Source organism: Azospirillum sp. B510, from assembly GCF_000010725.1.
GTDB lineage: Bacteria > Pseudomonadota > Alphaproteobacteria > Azospirillales > Azospirillaceae > Azospirillum > Azospirillum lipoferum_B.
The window spans coordinates 1,802,813-1,820,403 of sequence record NC_013854.1 but is presented as its reverse complement, the minus strand read 5'-3'; the positions used below and the strand labels follow the sequence as shown (position 1 = coordinate 1,820,403).

14 protein-coding genes are annotated in these 17,591 nt (G+C 67.2%); 9 read left to right on the top strand and 5 right to left on the bottom strand.

Going from position 1 to position 17,591, the window contains the following annotated elements; genetic code table 11:
* Together gcvPA and gcvPB are read left to right on the top strand one after the other, a co-directional pair.
* A complete protein-coding gene (gene gcvPA, locus AZL_RS08395; RefSeq protein ID WP_012974199.1) occupies nt 1-1,344 on the top strand; it encodes an aminomethyl-transferring glycine dehydrogenase subunit GcvPA in 1,344 nt (447 codons plus the stop codon).
* Nucleotides 1,341-2,912 (top strand): aminomethyl-transferring glycine dehydrogenase subunit GcvPB, encoded by a 1,572-nt coding sequence (gene gcvPB, locus AZL_RS08390; protein WP_012974198.1) that lies wholly within the window; start codon nt 1,341-1,343, stop codon nt 2,910-2,912. The genes gcvPA and gcvPB overlap by 4 nt, the downstream gene beginning before the upstream one ends.
* A 49-nt stretch (nt 2,913-2,961) precedes the next feature.
* On the opposite strand, the gene AZL_RS08385 is transcribed toward gcvPB, so the two are convergent.
* Entirely contained in the window at nt 2,962-3,177 is a 216-nt protein-coding gene (locus AZL_RS08385; protein ID WP_042442821.1) for a hypothetical protein, read from the bottom strand.
* A 189-nt stretch (nt 3,178-3,366) separates the two neighbouring features.
* On the opposite strand from AZL_RS08385, the gene AZL_RS08380 reads away from it, so the two are divergent.
* The 3 genes from AZL_RS08380 to AZL_RS08370 all read left to right on the top strand — a co-directional run bounded on the left by AZL_RS08380 (nt 3,367) and on the right by AZL_RS08370 (nt 7,705).
* Nucleotides 3,367-6,012 (top strand): glycosyltransferase, encoded by a 2,646-nt coding sequence (locus AZL_RS08380; protein WP_012974197.1) that lies wholly within the window; start codon nt 3,367-3,369, stop codon nt 6,010-6,012.
* A 215-nt stretch (nt 6,013-6,227) separates the two neighbouring features.
* Nucleotides 6,228-7,319: a phosphotransferase family protein gene (locus AZL_RS08375; RefSeq protein WP_012974196.1), complete on the top strand. Its 1,092-nt coding sequence runs from the start codon at nt 6,228-6,230 to the stop codon at nt 7,317-7,319.
* On the top strand, nt 7,319-7,705 hold the full coding sequence (locus tag AZL_RS08370; RefSeq protein WP_012974195.1) for a DUF6285 domain-containing protein: 387 nt from the start codon (nt 7,319-7,321) through the stop codon (nt 7,703-7,705). The genes AZL_RS08375 and AZL_RS08370 overlap by 1 nt, the downstream gene beginning before the upstream one ends.
* A gap of 40 nt (nt 7,706-7,745) precedes the next feature.
* On the opposite strand, the gene AZL_RS08365 is transcribed toward AZL_RS08370, so the two are convergent.
* Nucleotides 7,746-8,762 (bottom strand): sensor domain-containing diguanylate cyclase, encoded by a 1,017-nt coding sequence (locus AZL_RS08365; RefSeq protein WP_012974194.1) that lies wholly within the window; start codon nt 8,760-8,762, stop codon nt 7,746-7,748.
* A gap of 329 nt (nt 8,763-9,091) precedes the next feature.
* On the opposite strand from AZL_RS08365, the gene uvrB reads away from it, so the two are divergent.
* From uvrB to AZL_RS08350, 3 genes are all read left to right on the top strand, one after another.
* Nucleotides 9,092-11,233, top strand: coding sequence for an excinuclease ABC subunit UvrB (uvrB, locus tag AZL_RS08360; RefSeq protein WP_012974193.1), 2,142 nt, complete (start codon nt 9,092-9,094; stop codon nt 11,231-11,233).
* Nucleotides 11,234-11,311: 78 nt separating this feature from the next.
* Nucleotides 11,312-12,202, top strand: coding sequence for a lytic transglycosylase domain-containing protein (locus AZL_RS08355; protein ID WP_247894174.1), 891 nt, complete (start codon nt 11,312-11,314; stop codon nt 12,200-12,202).
* Nucleotides 12,203-12,248: 46 nt separating this feature from the next.
* The gene (locus AZL_RS08350) at nt 12,249-13,112 is read left to right on the top strand and encodes an alpha/beta fold hydrolase (RefSeq protein WP_086935350.1); all 864 of its coding nucleotides are present in this window, start codon (nt 12,249-12,251) and stop codon (nt 13,110-13,112) included.
* 34 nt (nt 13,113-13,146) lie between these two features.
* Here AZL_RS08350 and AZL_RS08345 read toward each other — a convergent pair whose 3' ends face one another.
* Nucleotides 13,147-14,331, bottom strand: a complete 1,185-nt coding sequence (locus AZL_RS08345) for an alpha/beta hydrolase (protein WP_012974190.1) — start codon at nt 14,329-14,331, stop codon at nt 13,147-13,149.
* A 202-nt stretch (nt 14,332-14,533) separates the two neighbouring features.
* Between AZL_RS08345 and AZL_RS08340 the strand changes: the two genes are divergently transcribed.
* A complete protein-coding gene (locus AZL_RS08340; protein WP_148219257.1) occupies nt 14,534-15,022 on the top strand; it encodes a hypothetical protein in 489 nt (162 codons plus the stop codon).
* A gap of 3 nt (nt 15,023-15,025) precedes the next feature.
* Here AZL_RS08340 and AZL_RS08335 read toward each other — a convergent pair whose 3' ends face one another.
* Both AZL_RS08335 and AZL_RS08330 read right to left on the bottom strand, forming a co-directional pair.
* Nucleotides 15,026-15,670: a GNAT family N-acetyltransferase gene (locus AZL_RS08335; RefSeq protein WP_012974188.1), complete on the bottom strand. Its 645-nt coding sequence runs from the start codon at nt 15,668-15,670 to the stop codon at nt 15,026-15,028.
* A 239-nt stretch (nt 15,671-15,909) separates the two neighbouring features.
* Nucleotides 15,910-17,256: a globin-coupled sensor protein gene (locus AZL_RS08330; protein WP_012974187.1), complete on the bottom strand. Its 1,347-nt coding sequence runs from the start codon at nt 17,254-17,256 to the stop codon at nt 15,910-15,912.
* Between the last annotated feature and the right edge of the window lie 335 nt (nt 17,257-17,591).

The following is a 17,591-nucleotide window of genomic DNA, read 5'->3' as shown; positions in this document are numbered from 1 at the left end:
ATGCGGTATCTGCCCCTGACCGAGGCCGACCGGCAGTCGATGCTGGAGGCCATCCGCGCGACATCGGTCGAAGACCTGTTCCGCGACGTTCCAACGTCGGCCCGGCTGGCCGGCCCGATCGGGGGCTTGCCCAACCATATGGGCGAGCTCGAGGTCGAACGGCTGCTGGGCTCCATGGCGGCGAGGAATGTGCCGGCGGGGTCGGTGCCGAGCTTCCTCGGCGCCGGCGCCTACCGTCACCATGTGCCGGCCACCGTCGACCATCTGGTCCAGCGCGGCGAGTTCCTGACCGCCTACACCCCGTACCAGCCGGAGGTGAGCCAGGGCACCTTGCAGGTCCTGTTCGAATTCCAGACCCAGGTCGCGCTGCTGACCGGCATGGATGTGGCCAACGCCTCGATGTATGACGGCGCCACCTCCTGCGCCGAGGCGGTGATGATGGCCAACCGCGTCACCCGACGGAAGAAGGCGATCCTGTCCGGCGGCCTGCACCCGCATTACCGCGACGTGACCACCACCGACGCCCGTTTCATCGGCTTCGAGGCGGTCGCGCTCCCGGCCGCCCCGACCGGCGGCGAGGATCTGCTGGCGCTGGTCGATGACAAGACCGCTTGCGTCGTCGTGCAGAATCCGGATGTCTTCGGCCATGTCCGCGACTACAGCGAACTCGCCGCCGCCTGTCAGGCCAAGGGCGCCCTGCTGATCGTCGTGGTGACGGAGGCTCTGTCGCTCGGCCTGCTGACCCCGCCGGGCGAGATGGGCGCCGACATCGTCGCGGCGGAAGGCCAGTCCTTCGGCAACGCCCTGAATTTCGGCGGCCCCTATGTCGGGCTGTTCGCGGTGAAGGACAAATATGTCCGCCAGATGCCGGGCCGCCTGTGCGGCGAGACGGTGGACGCCGATGGCCGCCGCGGCTTCGTGCTGACGCTCTCCACCCGCGAGCAGCACATCCGCCGCGAGAAGGCGACCTCGAACATCTGCACCAACTCCGGCCTGTGCGCGCTGGCCTTCTCGATCCATGTCAGCCTGCTGGGCGAGGCCGGGATCACCCAGCTGGCCCAGCTGAACCATGCCAAGGCGGTCCAGCTGGCCGACAAGCTGGCGGCGGTTCCCGGTGTCGAGCTGCTGAATGACGGCTTCTTCAACGAATTCACCGTCAAGCTGCCGAAGCCGGCCGCCGGGGTGGTCGAGGAGCTTGCCAAGCGCCGCATCCTGGGCGGCGTGCCGGTGTCGCGCCTGTACCCCGGCGAGATGGAGGATCTTCTCCTGGTCGCCGTCACCGAGACCAACACCGACGCCGACATGGACGCCTTCGTGGCCGCCCTGACCGAGGTTCTGGCATGAGCATGAACAACCAGGGCCGTCCGTCGGCCATCCCCGCCGGTGCCGCCTCGTTCGACGGCGTGACCGGCACCGTCACCGGCAACCGCGGTCTCCAGATCGAGGAGCCGCTGATCTTCGAACAGGACAGCGCCGGCCGTACCGGCGTCGACCTGCCCGAATTGCCGAAGGTCGCCTCGCGCCTGGGGGCGGTGAAGCCGCGCGCCAAGGTCGGGCTGCCCGGCCTCGCCGAGCCGCAGGTGGTCCGCCATTACACCCGGCTGTCGCAGAAGAACTACGCCATCGACAGCGGCTTCTATCCGCTGGGTTCCTGCACGATGAAGCACAACCCGCGCCTCAATGAGAAGATGGCGCGGCTGCCCGGCTTCTCCGACGTGCATCCGTTGCAGCCGGTCGGCACGGTGCAGGGGGCGCTGGAGCTGATGGACCAGCTGGCCTATTGGCTGAAGACGCTGACCGGCATGGCCGCCGTGACGCTGGCCCCCGCCGCCGGTGCCCATGGCGAGATGTGCGGCATCATGGCGATCCGCTCCGCCCATGAGGCGAGGGGTGACAGCGGGCGCACCAAGATCCTGGTGCCGGAAAGCGCCCACGGCACCAACCCGGCGACTGCCGCCGCCTGCGGCTACAGCGTCGACGCCATCCCGGCGACCGCCGATGGCCGCGTCGATCTGGAGGCCTTGAAGGCCAAGCTCGGTCCCGACGTCGCCGGGCTGATGCTGACCAACCCCAACACCTGCGGCCTGTTCGAGCGCGATATCGTCGAGATCGCCGCGGCGGTGCATGCGGCCGGGGCTTACTTCTACTGTGACGGCGCCAACTTCAACGCCATCGTCGGGCGGGTCCGTCCGGCCGACCTCGGCGTCGACGTCATGCACATCAATTTGCACAAGACCTTCTCCACCCCGCATGGCGGCGGCGGTCCGGGGTCGGGGCCGGTGGTGTTCGCGGAGTCGCTGGCGCCCTTCATCCCGGTGCCCTACGTCACCCATGGCAAGGACGGCTTCGCGCTGGTCGAGACCGTCGGCGACGGCCCTGCCTTCGGCCGGATGAAGGCCTTCCATGGCCAGATGGGAATGTTCGTCCGCGCCCTGTCCTACATGCTGAGCCATGGCGCCGACGGGCTGTGGCAGGCGTCGGGCGACGCGGTGCTGAACGCCAACTATGTCATGGCGCGGCTGGAGGATGTGATGACCGCCTCCTTCGAGGGGCCGTGCATGCACGAGTGCCTGTTCGACGACCGCTTCCTGAAGGGGACGGGGGTCACCACGCTCGACATGGCGAAGGCGCTGATCGACGAGGGCTTCCACCCGATGACCATGTATTTCCCGCTGGTCGTCCATGGCGCCCTGCTGATCGAGCCGACCGAGACGGAAAGCAAGGCCAGCCTGGACCAGTTCGTCGATGCCCTGCGCGCGCTGGCCGAGCGGGCCAAGTCGGGCGATGCCGCCTATTTCCAGGCGGCGCCGCGTCTGACGCCGCGCCGTCGCCTGGATGAGACGGCGGCGGCCCGCAAGCCGGTGCTGCGTTGGACCCCGCCGGTGACGGCGGAGGCTCTGGCGGCGGAGTAAGGAGAAATGCGAGATTTCCCTCTCCTGGGGGAGAGGGAAATCTCGTCGCTCACTTGTCGTTTTTGTCGATGACGCTGTCGGCCTTCTTCTGTTCCTCGGCGGACTCGCGGGACATTTCCTCGCCGATCCTGGGGTCGATGCTCTTGGCTTCCTCGATCAGGTCGCGCGCCTTGCGGACATCGCCGTCGGCGGCCTTGTCGAGCGCCTGTTCGGCCAGATCATGGGCCTTTTTGTGCTCCGGACTGTCTTCGTGGCGGGTGGCCATGGGGCGTTCTCCTGTGTTTCGGGAGTGTGGAACCGGCGGTTGTCCAACAGGGCGCGCCCGTCCGGCGTTCCGTCCTCCGCACCGCACAAAAAATTTTCCGAAGTGGCGGAATAGGGAAGTCGGTCAGCCCGTTTGTGCGGATGTCCGGTGGCGAACGGCCACCCCGCAACAGGGCAACGCGAACTCCCCATGAGCAACCCGAAGAACCCGATCCGGCGCGCAGCCATCGCCGCCGCACTGCTGGCCGTGACCGCCGGCCACGCGTCCTTCTGGTCCTGGCGCAACGCGCCGACGCCGGTGGAGGCGGAGCCCGGTCGCATCGAATCGGTATCCTACTCGCCCTCCGGCCGCAATTACGACCCCAATCACCAGCCGGTGGTGCCGCGCAAGGACATCGAGAGGGACATGACCGCCATCGCCGGCTTCGCCGACGGCGTGCGCACCTACTCGACCCTCGGCTCCCAGGGCGAGGTGCCGGAGATCGCGGTGTCCAAGGGGCTGGACGTCACGCTCGGCATCTGGCTGAGCAAGGACAAGGCCCGCAACGAGCGGGAGGTGCTGCACGGCATCGCGCTGGCCAAGGAATTCCGCGGCATCAAGCGCATCGTCGTCGGCAACGAGACGCTGCTGCGCGCGGAGCTCACCGACGCCGAACTGTCCACCTACATCAAGCGGGTGCGCGCCGCCGTTCCGCCCGGCATCAAGGTCGGCACCGCCGACGTGTGGTCGGAGATGGTCAAGGCCGATGCCACGGTGAAGGCGTCCGACTTCATGGGCGTCCACGTCCTGCCCTATTGGGAAGGCGTGCCGGTGTCGGATGCGCTGACCTGGATCCGTGACCGGCTCGACACCGTGCGCAAGGCCCATCCGGGCAAGCCGCTGTTCGTCGGCGAGGTCGGCTGGCCGTCGGGCGGCGAGAATTTCCACAATGCCTACCCGACGCCGGAGGCCCAGGCCGCCGTCGTCCGCGGTTTCGCGGCGGAGGCCAATGCGCTCGGCCTGCACTATAATGTCGTCGAGGCTTTCGACGGCGTGTGGAAATCGACGATCGAAGGTTCGCCCGGCCCGACCTGGGGCGTGCTGGATGCCGACCGTCAGCCGAAATGGGCGATGACCGGTGCCGTCGCCGCTCCCTATGGCGAGCGGGTCGGTGCGGGGGTGGCGCTGGCCGTCGGCCTCGCCCTGTCGGCCTTCGCCGTGTTCCGCCGCCGGACCAATGCCGGTTTCGCCCTGGCCGCCTCGCTGGGCGCCAACATCATCGGCTTCGCCATCGGCTCCGCCGTCGCCGGCGCCTTCGCCGAGTATCTGACCTTCGGCGCCGTCACCACCTGGGGCTCCGCCTTCGCGCTGGGCGCCCTGATGATGAGCGTCGCCTTCGCCGATCTGGTCGATGTCGCCCGCCGCCTGCTGACCGGCCGCGCCCCGGCGCTGCTGCCGCACGCCGCGCCCGGCACCGATCACCAGCCGATGGTCTCGATCCATGTCGCCGCCTGCCGCGAGCAGCCGGATGTCCTGAACGCCACGCTGGCCTCGCTGTCGCGGCTCGACTACCCGAACTACGAGGTCGTCGTGCTGATCAACAACACCGAGGAGGAGCATCTGGTCCGCCCGGTGGAGGAGATGTGCCAAGCGCTGGGGCCGAAGTTCAAGTTCCACTGGTACAAGAAGATCTCCGGTTTCAAGGCCGGCGCGCTCAATGCCGCGCTGCGTCACACCGACAAGGATGCCGAGATCGTCGCCGTGCTCGACGCCGATTATACCGTCTCGCCCGACTGGCTGTCGAAGCTCGCCCCGGCCTTCGCCGATCCGTCGGTCGGCATCGTACAGGCGCCGCAGGAGCACCGCGACGGCCAGGAGACGGCGCTGAAAGCGGCGATGACGGCGGAATACCGTCCCTTCTTCGACGTCGGCATGCAGGAGGGGCTGTCGTCCCAGGCCTTCATCTGCCACGGCACGATGATCATGCTGCGCCGGTCGGCGATGGATCGGGTCGGCGGCTGGTCGGAGGCCGGCATCTGCGAGGACACCGAGCTGGGCCTGCGCATCCTGTCGGCCGGCTATCGCGCCGCCTACACCGACGAGCGGCTCGGCGCCGGTCTGGCCCCGGACAACTTCATGCAGTTCCGCAAGCAGCGTGACCGCTGGGTGTTCGGCTCGACCCAGATCGTCCGCGCCCATTGGAAGAAGTTCCTGCCGGGTGCCGCCGAGCTGAGCGCGCGGCAGAAGCTGGGCTACGTCACCAACTGGATCCGCTGGTGGTCCGATGCCGTCGGTCTGTTCGCCGCGATCGCCGGCGTGGTCTGGACCTTCGCCTCGCTTGTCCTCCCGCTGCATCTGCCGCCGGTGGCCGCCACCGCCGCCGTGCTGGGGGCTCTGGTTCTGCGTGCCGGCTCCAGCCTGCTGGCCTCGCGCTACGCCTCCGGCAACAGCTGGAAGGAAAGCCTGGGCGCCTGCGCCGTCGGCATGGCGCTGTCCACCACCGTCGCGCTCGCCGTCGTCCGTGGTCTGGTCCGCAAGCATGATGCCTTCCGGGTGACCGCCAAGGGCGGCAAGCGCACCGCCGGCCGCTTCTGCGCCAAGCCGGAGGCCTGGCTGTCGGCCGCCCTGGCCACCGCCTCCGTCACCGCCGCGCTGGCCAATCCGCTGGGCACCCTGTCGCTGGAGCTGTGGTCGATCCTGCTTGCCGCCATGGCGGTACCGAACCTGATGGCGGTCGCCTTCGGCATCGGCGACATGCTGCCGGTTCGCGAAGCCAAGCCGGTGCCGGTCCCCGCGATGCAGCAGCTCGCCCCGGCCGGCCAGGAGCAGGGGACGAACCAGCCGATCGCCGCCTGACACCCCCTCGGGGATTGATCTCGAAACACCTTATGCAAAAAACGGCCCCTTTCCCGCCCGCAAGGTGGGGGAGGGGCCGGATTTTTTGGAGGTGGAGCCGCTTTCTCACCTAGGTGAAGCTTGTCGGCAACAGCGCTTCGCGCGTACCATCGGCGGCTGAAATGGACAAAGACGCGCGAGCCAACGCGCCCTGGAAATTTCGGAGGGAGAACGCCATGCATGTCGTGAAAGCGTCCGACCGGTCCCCGCCTTCGCTGCTGTCCGGTGACAACCGGAATAAACTGGAGAACTGGCTGGCCGCGCAGGCCGGTGCCTCCCGCGTCACCGTGACGGAGGATGGACGGCTGGGCGGTGGCGCGATTTCCCTCAATCTCGCGGTGACGCTGGACATCTTTGGAGGACCGCTTGGCGGGCGCCATGCCTGCGTGCTGCGGGCGGAGGGTGGCGGACGCATCTCCGCCAGCATCGGCAAGCTGCGGGAGTTCGTGGTGCTGCGCGCCGCCTTCGCCGCCGGGGTGATGGCGCCCGAACCGCTGTTCGCCTGCGACGATCCCGCCGTGCTCGGCCATGACTTCTACATCATGCGCCGGGCCGAGGGGCTGGGCGCCGGCCATGCGCTGACCCGTTCGGAGACGGCGCAACCGGAACTGGCGCGCGAGCTTGGCCGGCAGCTTGGCCTGCTGCACCGGATCACGCCGGATGTCGAGGGGCTGGAACGGCTGGGCGAGGCGCCGGATTGCCCGGCGCAGGAAACGCTGGCGCAATTCCGCCGCTGGTTCGGTGATCTCGGGCGTCGCGATCCGGTGATCGCCTGGGGCCTGCGCTGGATGGAGATCAACGCGCCGCTGCCGGGGGCGGTGGTGCTGTGCCATCGCGATTTCCGAACCGGCAATTATCTGGTCAAGGACGGCGCCCTGACGGCGGTCCTCGATTGGGAGTTCGCAGGCTTCAGCGATCCGATGGAGGATTTGGGCTGGTTCTGCGCCCGCTCCTGGCGGTTCCGCCGGCCCGACCGCGAAGCCGGCGGCATTTCCGACCGGGCGGATTTCTATGCCGGCTATGAGGAGACGGCGGGCCGCCGCGTCGATCCGGTCCGCATCGCCTATTGGGAGACGGCCGCCTATCTGCGCTGGGCGGCCATCGCGGTGGAGCAGGGGCTGCGCCACAGCTCCGGCGCCCAACCCTCGCTGGAACTGGCGCTGACCGGGCGGATGTTGCCGGAGATCGAGATGGATATGCTGCGCCATCTCCGCTCCATCGGCGCCCTTGGGGGCATGGCGTCCGCTGCGGTGGAGAAGGTGGCCTGATGCGCGCCAATCCCGACGCCCGTGGCCTGCTGGAGATCGCCGCCTCCACCTTCCGCGCCGATGTGCTTCCCCATGTGGCGCCGGAGGCCCGCTTCGCCGCGCTGATGATCGCCAACGCGCTGGAGATCGCCGAGCGTGAGTTGAAGGGGCTGGATGCCGCCGGCCATTCGATGCTGGAGGCGCTCGCCCTGCTCTATGGCGAGGACGCCGATGGCGCCCTGTCCGGCGGCGACCTGGGCAAGCGGGTGGAGGCGCTCCAGCATCGCCTGTGCATCGAGATCGGTGCCGGCGATTTCGATCACGACGGCCAGGATGTGCTGATGGACTCGCTGGAAGCAATCGTCAGGGCGCGGTTGGGGATCGCCAATCCGAAAATGGTGGGGTAGGGGCGCCGGCCGCGCCCCGCTTCCCGGTCGGATGTCCGGGTCAGGCCCTGTGCGCCTTCCGTTGGCGCTTCACCTTATACATGGCGGCATCGGCCTTCCGCAACGCCGCGTCCACCGTGACGGTGCGCGGATCAATGGCGGTGGGACCGAAGCTCGCGCCGGAATAATACAGGGTGACGCCCCGCACCCGGTACTCTCCGACCAGCAGCGGCGCCAGGCGGCCGCACAGGCTCTCCGCCGCCGCCTGGGCCGCGGTATCCCCGGATGGTCCCAGGCCGGTGATGATGAATTCGTCGCCGCCGAAGCGGCCGAGGATATCCCCGGCCCGAAGCCCCGGCGACAGGCGTTTGCCCACCTCGATCAGAAACGTGTCGCCGACCTCGTGGCCGTGACGGTCGTTGATCGCCTTGAAGCCGTCGAGATCGATGAAGGCGATCAGGACCGTCTGCCCGGCCGATTCGGCGCTGGCGAACAGACGCTTCATCTCCTTCAGAAGGAAGCGCCGGTTGGGCAATCCGGTCAGAACGTCGGTGAAGGAATGGGCTTCCAACGCGCTGTTGACCGATTGGAGGTTTTCAAGGAGTTGCTCCCGCTCCACATGCAGGCCGATGAGCGAGGAGAAGAGGCGGAGAATCTGCTCCCCCTTCGGGGTCAGCGGCTTGCGTTCCGACCCGGCCGCGCACAGCGTTCCGAAGAGGGTGCCGTCATTCAGCCTGACCGGGGTGCTGACATAGGTCTGGATGCCGAGCGCCTTGGCGGCATCACAATCGCCCCACAGCGCCGGCACGTCGTCGGTGTGGAACCTTCCCTCGTCGAGGGCGCGCTTGCACAGGGTTCCTTCCCAAGGAACGACGAGCCCTTCGGGAATCCGCATCGTCTTGGTATTGTAGGCGAACAGAACGCGCTGTATGCCCAATTCCCGATCGATGCAGGTCAGATAGGTCGCCTCCAGTTCCGTTACCGCTTCAAGCAGGCTCAGCAGCGGACGGGTCAGGTCTTCGACCGACCGGGCGGAGGACAGGGTGTCGGAAATCTCGGAAAAAAACCTGTCTGACATGGATGATCCACCGGATGCGTAACAAAAAACGATCCACGAAACGTTGTCACGCCGTGCGGACAGGGAGCTGCCCGTGTCAACTCGTCCGTATAGGCCTCGTGAATCGAATTAAATTCATACTCTAAACAAGACGATGCCATAATCTATTGCAGCGTTCAAGATATCGAATCTTCCATTCCGGCGATCTCAACTTAAAAGAGATTTGCATGAGCCATTTTGTCCGGCAGGAGATTGCGGTTGGCGGGCAGCCCACACTCGACAGACGGCAGCAGAGCGGCCATATAAGTGGTTCCCGTTCCGTACCCCCTCCTCCCGATTCGGATCGCCCCATGGCAAGTCCCGTCCTGTCCGCCATCCCCGCCAGGCCGCTGGCGAAGCTGGAAGCCGGAAAGCAGTTCGTCATCTCGTCGGATTTCAAGCCGTCGGGCGACCAGCCGACCGCGATCGCCGAACTGACCGCCGGCCTCGGGCAGGGCGAGAAGGATCAGGTGCTGCTGGGCGTCACCGGTTCGGGCAAGACCTTCACCATGGCGCATGTCATCCAGACGGTGCAGCGCCCGACGCTGATCCTGGCGCCCAACAAGACTCTGGCGGCCCAGCTCTATGGAGAGATGAAGTCCTTCTTCCCGACCAACGCGGTGGAGTACTTCGTCTCCTACTATGATTATTACCAGCCGGAAGCCTACGTCCCGCGCACCGACACCTATATCGAGAAGGAATCCTCGATCAACGAGCAGATCGACCGCATGCGCCATTCGGCGACGCGGGCGCTGCTGGAGCGCGACGACGTCATCATCGTGGCGTCTGTGTCCTGCATCTATGGTATCGGCTCGGTCGAAACCTATTCGGAGATGACGGTCGATCTGCGCAAGGGCGAGGTGATCGCCCAGCCCGAGCTGCTGCGCAAGCTGACCGAACTGCAATACAAGCGCAACGATGCCGCCTTCGGCCGCGGCCTGTTCCGCGTGCGCGGCGACACGGTGGAGCTGTTCCCGGCCCACATGGAGGACCGGGCGTGGCGCATCTCGCTGTTCGGCGACGAGATCGAGGGCATCCATGAGATCGACCCGCTGACCGGCGAGAAGCTGGCGGCGCTGGAGGCGGTGCGCGTCTATCCGAACAGCCACTATGTGACGCCGAAGCCGACGCTCAATCAGGCGATATCCCAGATCAAGAAGGACCTGAAGGAGCGGCTGGAGGAATTCGCCGCCGAGGGCAAGCTGCTGGAGGCGCAGCGGCTGGAACAGCGGACGACCTTCGACATCGAGATGATGGCCGCCACCGGCTCCTGTGCCGGCATCGAGAACTACTCGCGCTATCTGACCGGCCGCGCGCCGGGCGAGCCGCCGCCGACCCTGTTCGAGTATCTGCCGGCCGAGGCCCTGCTGATCGTCGACGAGAGCCACGTCATGGTGCCGCAGATCGGCGGCATGTACCGTGGCGACTTGATGCGCAAATCGACGCTGTCCGACTACGGCTTCCGCCTGCCCAGCGCCAAGGACAACCGCCCGCTGAAGTTCGAGGAGTGGGAGGGCATGCGGCCGCAGACGGTCTTCGTCTCCGCCACCCCCGGTCCGTGGGAACTGGAGCGCACCGGCGGCGCCTTCACCGAACAGCTGGTGCGGCCGACCGGCCTGATCGACCCGCCGGTGATCATCCGCCCGACCGAGACCCAGGTCGACGACCTGATCGGCGAGTGCAAGGAGGTCGTCGCCAAGGGCTATCGCGTCCTGGTCACCACGCTGACCAAGAAGATGGCGGAGGCGCTGACCGAATACATGCACGAGGCGGGACTGCGCGTGCGCTACATCCACTCCGACGTGGAGACGCTGGAGCGCATCGAGATCATCCGCGACCTGCGGCTGGGCGCCTATGACGTGCTGGTCGGCATCAACCTGCTGCGCGAGGGGCTGGACATCCCGGAATGCGCGCTGGTGGCGATCCTGGACGCCGACAAGGAAGGCTATCTGCGCAGCAGGACCTCGCTGATCCAGACCATCGGCCGCGCGGCGCGCAATATCGACGGGCGGGCAATCCTCTATGCCGACAAGATCACCGACAGCATGAAATACGCCATCGACGAGACGGCCCGCCGTCGCGAGAAGCAGATGGCCTACAATCTCGAACATGGCATCACGCCGGAATCGGTGAAGAAGGCGATCGGCGACATTCTGGAAAGCGTGTTCGAGCGCGGCGACCATGTGACGGTGAAGACCGGCCTCGGCAAGGAGGAACTGGTCGGTCACAATCTGAAGGCGGTGATCGCCGATCTGGAGAAGCGCATGCGCGCCGCCGCCGCCGACCTGGAGTTCGAGGAGGCCGCCCGCCTGCGCGACGAGCTGCGCCGGCTGGAAGCGATGGATCTCGGGCTGGAAACCCCCGGCAGCATCGGCATCAGCAGCGCCCGCCAAGGCCGCGGCATTCCGGAGGGGGCGCCGAAGAAGCAGGGGCGCCGCCGTCGCGGTCCGTAACGCTCTTGCTGGCTCCGGGTTGCGTCACCATACTTCTGCTTCCCGTGGGATGCGCGGGCTTGCGGGGAGGGGCGTTCGTTGCTTGGCCGTGTTGTGAAGGTGCCGCTGGTTGCGCTGGCGCTGTGGGCTGCCGGTATGACCTTGGCATCCTTTGCGGGGACGGCCGAAGCCGCGGAGGGGCCGAAGGCGATCGCGGCATTGCCGCCACCTTCGCCCAAGGTCAAATCCACCGATTGCGAGCTGGCCGAACAGGGCGACGCCAACGCCGCCTTCCGGCTGGCCCGCCGCTATCTGTTCGGCACGGGCGTGCGCAAGGACAAGCGGCTCGGCACCGCCTGGCTGCGTGCCGCCGCTTCGCGCGGGCATCCGGAGGCGCGGCGGCTGGTCAATTATGTCCCCGGTCGCATGGGACGCATCCGCCCCTGGTGCCGGCCCGGCGGCGGTCCGGTTCGCGAGGTCGGGCCGCCGCCGGCGGAGGTGGCCGGGCTGGTCAACGCCATCGCTCCGAAATACGGGGTGGACCCGGCGCTGGTGCTGGCGGTGATCCAGGCGGAGAGCGCCTTCCGCACCGATGCGGTGTCGCCCAAGGAGGCCGCCGGCCTGATGCAGCTGATCCCCGACACGGCCGACCGCTTCGGCGTCGCGGACGTCTTCGACCCCAAACAGAACATCACCGGCGGGGTGAGGTATCTACGCTGGCTGCTGGCCTATTTCCAGGGCGACGTCACGCTGGCGCTCGCCGGCTACAATGCCGGGGAGGGCGCCGTCGACCGTCATAAGGGCGTTCCGCCCTATGAGGAGACGCGCAACTACATCCGCGTGATCCGCCGCCTCTACGACAACAGCAGCCATCCCTTCGATGCCTCGGTGACGGAGCCCTCGTCGGCGCTGCCCGCCATCCGCGCCGCCGCCGGGCGGGACGTGGAGGCGGAGTTGCCGCATGGTGCCAGAGCGCCGAAAAAGGGATAGTCCCATCCCATCTCGACAGGCCCAATCTGAACAGGAGTGTCCGCCCGTGCCGATGTCCGAACGCAGCGTCCTCGGCCTCAGCGCCGCCGGGTTCCACAGGATCGCCTATACCCAGTGGGGGCGCGACGATGCGGCGCGGACGGCGCTTTGCGTCCATGGGCTGACGCGCAACGGCCGCGACTTCGACCGGCTGGCGCTGGCGCTGGCCGACGGCTGGCGGGTCGCCTGCCCGGATGTGGTCGGGCGCGGGCGCAGCGACTGGCTGCCGGTGCCGGCGCTTTACGGCTATCCGCAATATTGTGCCGACATGGTGGCGCTGATCGCCCGCATGGGGGTCGAGACGGTCGATTGGGTCGGCACCTCGATGGGCGGGCTGATCGGCATGACGCTGGCGGCCCAGGCCAACAGCCCGATCCGCCGCATGGTGATCAACGATGTCGGCCCCTTCATCGCCCAGGCCGGGTTGCAGCGGATCGCCGATTACGTCGGCAAGGATCCGGTGTTCGAGGATCTGGCGGCGCTGGATTCCTATCTGCGCTTCGTCCTGATGGGGTTCGGCACGATCAGTGACGCCTGCTGGCGCCATATGGCGGAGCACAGCGCCCGGCCGCTGCCGGATGGAAGATTCCGTCTGGCCTATGATCCCGCCATCGGCGATGCGTTCAAGACCGCGCCCATCGGCGATGTCGATCTGTGGGCGCTGTGGGACCGCGTGCGCTGCCCGGTTCTGGTTCTGCGCGGCGCCGAGTCCGACCTGCTGAGCGCCGAGACGGCGGAGCGGATGGCGGAGCGGGGGCCGGGCGCCTCCGGTCTGGTGCGGGTGGTGGAAATCCCCAACACCGGCCATGCGCCGTCGCTGATGACCGACGAGCAAATCGCCATCGTCCGCGCCTTTCTGGCCGAAGGCTGAGCGCCCACCGGCGGAGCGGGGCAGGCCATGGCGGTCAATTCACCCGGCGCAGCACCGTGTCGAGCCGGCCGTGGCCGTCCTTGTCCAGCCAACTGGCGGCGATGCGGCCGTCGGGACGCAGGCGATAGCGCAGGATGTTGCGGCCCTTCTCGTCGAAGACCAGTTCGCCATTCTCGATATGGCCCTTCCGGCGCACCCGTTCGGCGGGCTGGTCGGGTTCCATGCCGGCGCCCAGCACATAGTCGGCATGGACGGCATCCCCCTCGGCCTTCTCAACCGAGAGGGCGACCTCTCGGCCATTGATGTAGCTGCCATACCACAGGCCCATATAGGGACGAAGCGTCGCGGCGGCGGTGTCGTTGCCCTGGGCGGACCCGGAGCCGTTGGCGGGCAGGGTGGCCTGCAGCAGCTCGGCGCTGGGGCTGCGGCCCCAGGACTGGTCGCAGGGCGGGTCGTTCGGGCCCGGCGCCTCCTCGGCGAAACGGACGATGCAGGCGCCGAAGCGGCGGACGAACAGGCCGGTGTTGGCGGCGCCATGACCGGTCAGCAGGGCCGGCTGGTCGATGATCAGGCTGCTCAACCCGCGCTGGGCCAGGATGCCGCGGGCCGGCTCCGCCCGTCCGCCCGGATCGAAATCGTCACCGTGGAAGAAAACCATCATCACCCGCGCCCGGCGGACCTCGCGCAGGATCGGCCAGAGCTGGGCGGCGTTCTCGCGATAGCTGTCGAAGGATTCGGTGAAGTTGCCGTAGGCGGCGGGGGCGGTGGCGATCACGGCATCGACGGCGTTGGTTTGCCCGGCGGCGATCAGCGAGATGAAGGCGCCGAAGGACTGGCCGGCCAGGGCGACACGCCGGTAGCCCTTGGCCTTCAGCGCCTCGGAATAGCCGGCCAGCGCGCGGGAGCTGTTGGGCAATGTATCGCTGACGCGCATGCGGTCGAGGCGGTAGACATCCCAACCGGCGTCGCGCAACGCCTTCATGTAGAGCGGCGTGGGGGCCTCGGAATCCTCTGACTCCACCGAGCGGCCATGGCTCCACACCACGGCACCGCGTGCCTTGGCCGGACCGGCCAGCGACGCCTCGCCGTAAGCGGATTTCAGAAGGATCTGCGCCCTGGCCGGATGGGCCGCCGTCAGGCCCCAGGCGACAAAGAGTGTGATTGCCGCGACCGGTCCGAGAAAGGCCCGCCCCATCCCCCATCCAATCGTCCGCCTCATGCCGTCCGCCTCATGCCCAGCGATACCCCGCCTTGCCAGTGAACTCAGGATTGCCGCCCTTCGTTAACGCGCCCTTTCCCGCGGTCTCCCCAGTGCCGGACGCCACCTTTTGTCACAGTCAATAATCGCAAATAAGAATGACTCGCAATAAATCGCGTGAGGCGCTAGGATGGTCCTGCAACCGGATGAAGGAGCTTTCGGCATGTGCGGTACGGTGGAAGAGGGGCGGCCGTCGCCCTGGACGGTGACGGAGCTGACGACGGCCGAACGGGCATTGCTGACCGGTGTCCGCCAGTGGTTCCGCGCGGGCACCGCCGGCGCGATGGCGTCGATGCGCATCGGGCTGAACGTCGCCGGCGTGCCGAATACGGCGTTGCTGCCGCTGTTCGCCCTGCTCGGCACCTTCGCGGTTTCCGGCGCCCGCAAGCCGGAAATCCGCTGCCCCGCCTGCAACCGCATCAGCGTCGACGAGATCGCCCTGCTGGATTCCCTGGCGGCGGTCCAGAGCGGTGATGGTGAAGTGGCGGCGCAGGTGCTCGACCGCTGGCTTCCACCGGTGGCGCTGTTCATGGCGGCCGATGCGATGGGGGAACTTGGGGGAATCCTCGATGGCGCTCGCATCTTTCTGCCGCGCCGTCGAATCGCCCGGTTGGTGTCGCTGCCCGCCAACGCGGCGCTGGCGGCGGAATAGCGCTCAGTCGCCCGCCAGCCGCAGCCCACGGCCGCTGTCCGGATCGGCTTCGGCGGCGTTGTCGTCTCTGGAAAGCCGCTTGTGCAGAAGCCATTGATCGATGGCGACGCGTACGAGACGGCCTTCGGGCGTGTGGTACAGGAACTGGCCACGCTCCCGGCCGCAATGGTCGTAGCCCAGCCGCTCATAGAAGGGCAGGACCCTGGCATTGTCGCGGTCCACACCCAGTTCGGCGACCGGAAGCCCGCGCTGGATCACCACCCTTTCGGCCGCCCCCAAAAGCCGGACCCCGATGCCGAGCCTGCGGAAGGGCTGGAACACGCGCAAGGCCCACAGGGTGGCCCGGCGTTGCTGGCGCTTCCGCAGGAAATCGATGCAGATCTGACCGGCGGGAAAGCCGTTGACCTCGGCCAGCAGCATGGCGCCGTCGCCATGCTCCTGAAGGCGAAAGGCGGTGGCGATGATCTCGCGATGGGGGGTGTGCAAGCCGAACCATTCCAGCGTCGGCAGATCCTCCCGCCTTGCCGGGCGGATCGTCAGCGGCAGCGCAAGGGTGGCGCGGTCATCGGGCTCGCTGTCCGCTTCCGCTTGGAAGCGCCCGCCTGGGACGGCGCCGCCGGGGTCGGAGCCGCGCTGTGCAGTTGCCATGATGCCGATGCCTCGCAGGTTTTTCCCGCAACGTGCCGCCGTTGGGTTTGGCGGCTTCCGTAACAACCCTACACGGCGCGCTGGCGTTCCCCATCATGTGCGGTCGGGATAAGGCTTTCGGCCGGTGGCGAGCACCACGCCGGAGCCTTCGCATGAAAGGGAGGCTCGCCGGCCCCGATCCAGATGGCCCCGATCCAGATGGCCCAGATCCAGACGGTCCAGATCCAGCCGGTTCGGGCTCAGCCGGCGCGGACGCTGGCCAGGAAGCGGTCGACCTCGCTTCGCAGGGTGTCGGATTGGCGCGACAGCTCATCGGTCGCCACCAGCACCTGACGGGCTTCCTTACCGGCACTGTTGGCCGATGCGTTGACCGCGACAATGGTTTCGCTGACTTCACGGGTGCCCCGCGACGCCTGCTGGACGTTGCGGGCGATTTCCGTCGTGGCGGCGCCCTGCTCCTGGATGGCGCTGGCGATGGTCGTGGAGATCTCGTTGATGCGGGCGATGGTGCTGGAGATGGAGCGGATGGCGCCAACCGCCTCCTGGGTCGCCCCCTGGACGGCGCTGATCTGCGCATTGATCTCTTCGGTTGCCTTGGCGGTTTGATTGGCCAGGCTTTTCACCTCGCTCGCCACCACGGCGAACCCCTTTCCCGCCTCGCCGGCGCGGGCCGCCTCGATGGTGGCGTTCAGGGCGAGAAGGTTGGTCTGGCTGGCGATGTCGTGGATCAGCTTCACCACCTGTCCGATGCGGCTGGCGGCCTCCGCAAGACCCTGCACGGTGGCGTTGGTCCGTTCGGCCTCCGTCATCGCGGCATTGGCGATGGCCGCCGATTGCGTCACCTGTTGGCTGATCTCGCCGATGGAGGCGGTCAGTTCCTCCGCCGCCGCCGCGACGGTCTGGATGTTGGCGGACGCCTCCTCCGCCGCGGCGGCGACCTGGGTCGATTGCACGCTGGTGATCTCGGCGGTTCGATTCATCGCCTGCGCGGTGCCTTGCAACCGCTGGGCGGCGCTCGCCACCGCCTGTACCACGCCTTTGACCTCGCGTTCGAAGCTGTCCGCGGTGCTGCCCAATTCGCGGCTGATGATCGCCGCGGTGTTCAGGTCGATATAGACCGAGGTGGCGAGATCCATGTCCAGGAACACCGCCCTGTTGATGGCCTGGAGAAGCTGTGCCAGCTTTTCCGGTTTCTTGCGGTGGATCTGCGCCGCCAGTTCGATCAGCTTGTTCAGGGTGAAGCAATAGGCGCCGGTGTACCAACGCGGCTCCAGGCCGATGCGCTGATGCGTCTGACCGATCTTCAGAACCTGGGTGACGTAGGCGTCATCGAAGGTGCCGGTGAAGACGTTGCGCAGCCAATGCTGCTTTTGCAGATCCCGCGCCCGGTTGGTCACGGCGGCATTGGTCAGCATCGGCGCCACCTGGGGCACCGAGCGGAGATAGCTGTAGAATTCCTCGAGAATCTGATCGATCCGCTGCGCCAGATGGGGTTGGAACTCCCGCAGGGTCGCCTTTGTCGCCTCGTCGATGCGCAGAAAGGTGATGCGGTCGATGATTGATTGAGTCTGGGCGGCGTGCGACATGGAGCCCCTCTTTCAACGGCTATATGACAAAAGAATTATTCGACTAAAAAAGTAAAATAACTCTCAAGGGTTGCCCATCATGCCCAGGCACTCTGGTTGTTGAACGGGTCAATGTGTCGCAGATCATTCATGAATTGGCGAGTAATGTGATGGGTATGGCTGGATTTTGATAGAATATTACTACAAGAAGGAAAGAAAAAGCCGGCGGAGCCATGGGCGCCGCCGGCATTCAGGTGACAGGTCTGGAGACGATGGGCGAACTGGCGGGCGGAACCGCCGATCCGCTGGAACGATGCGGTGAGCGGCCGAAAGGCCGATCCCGCATGATGCCCGTC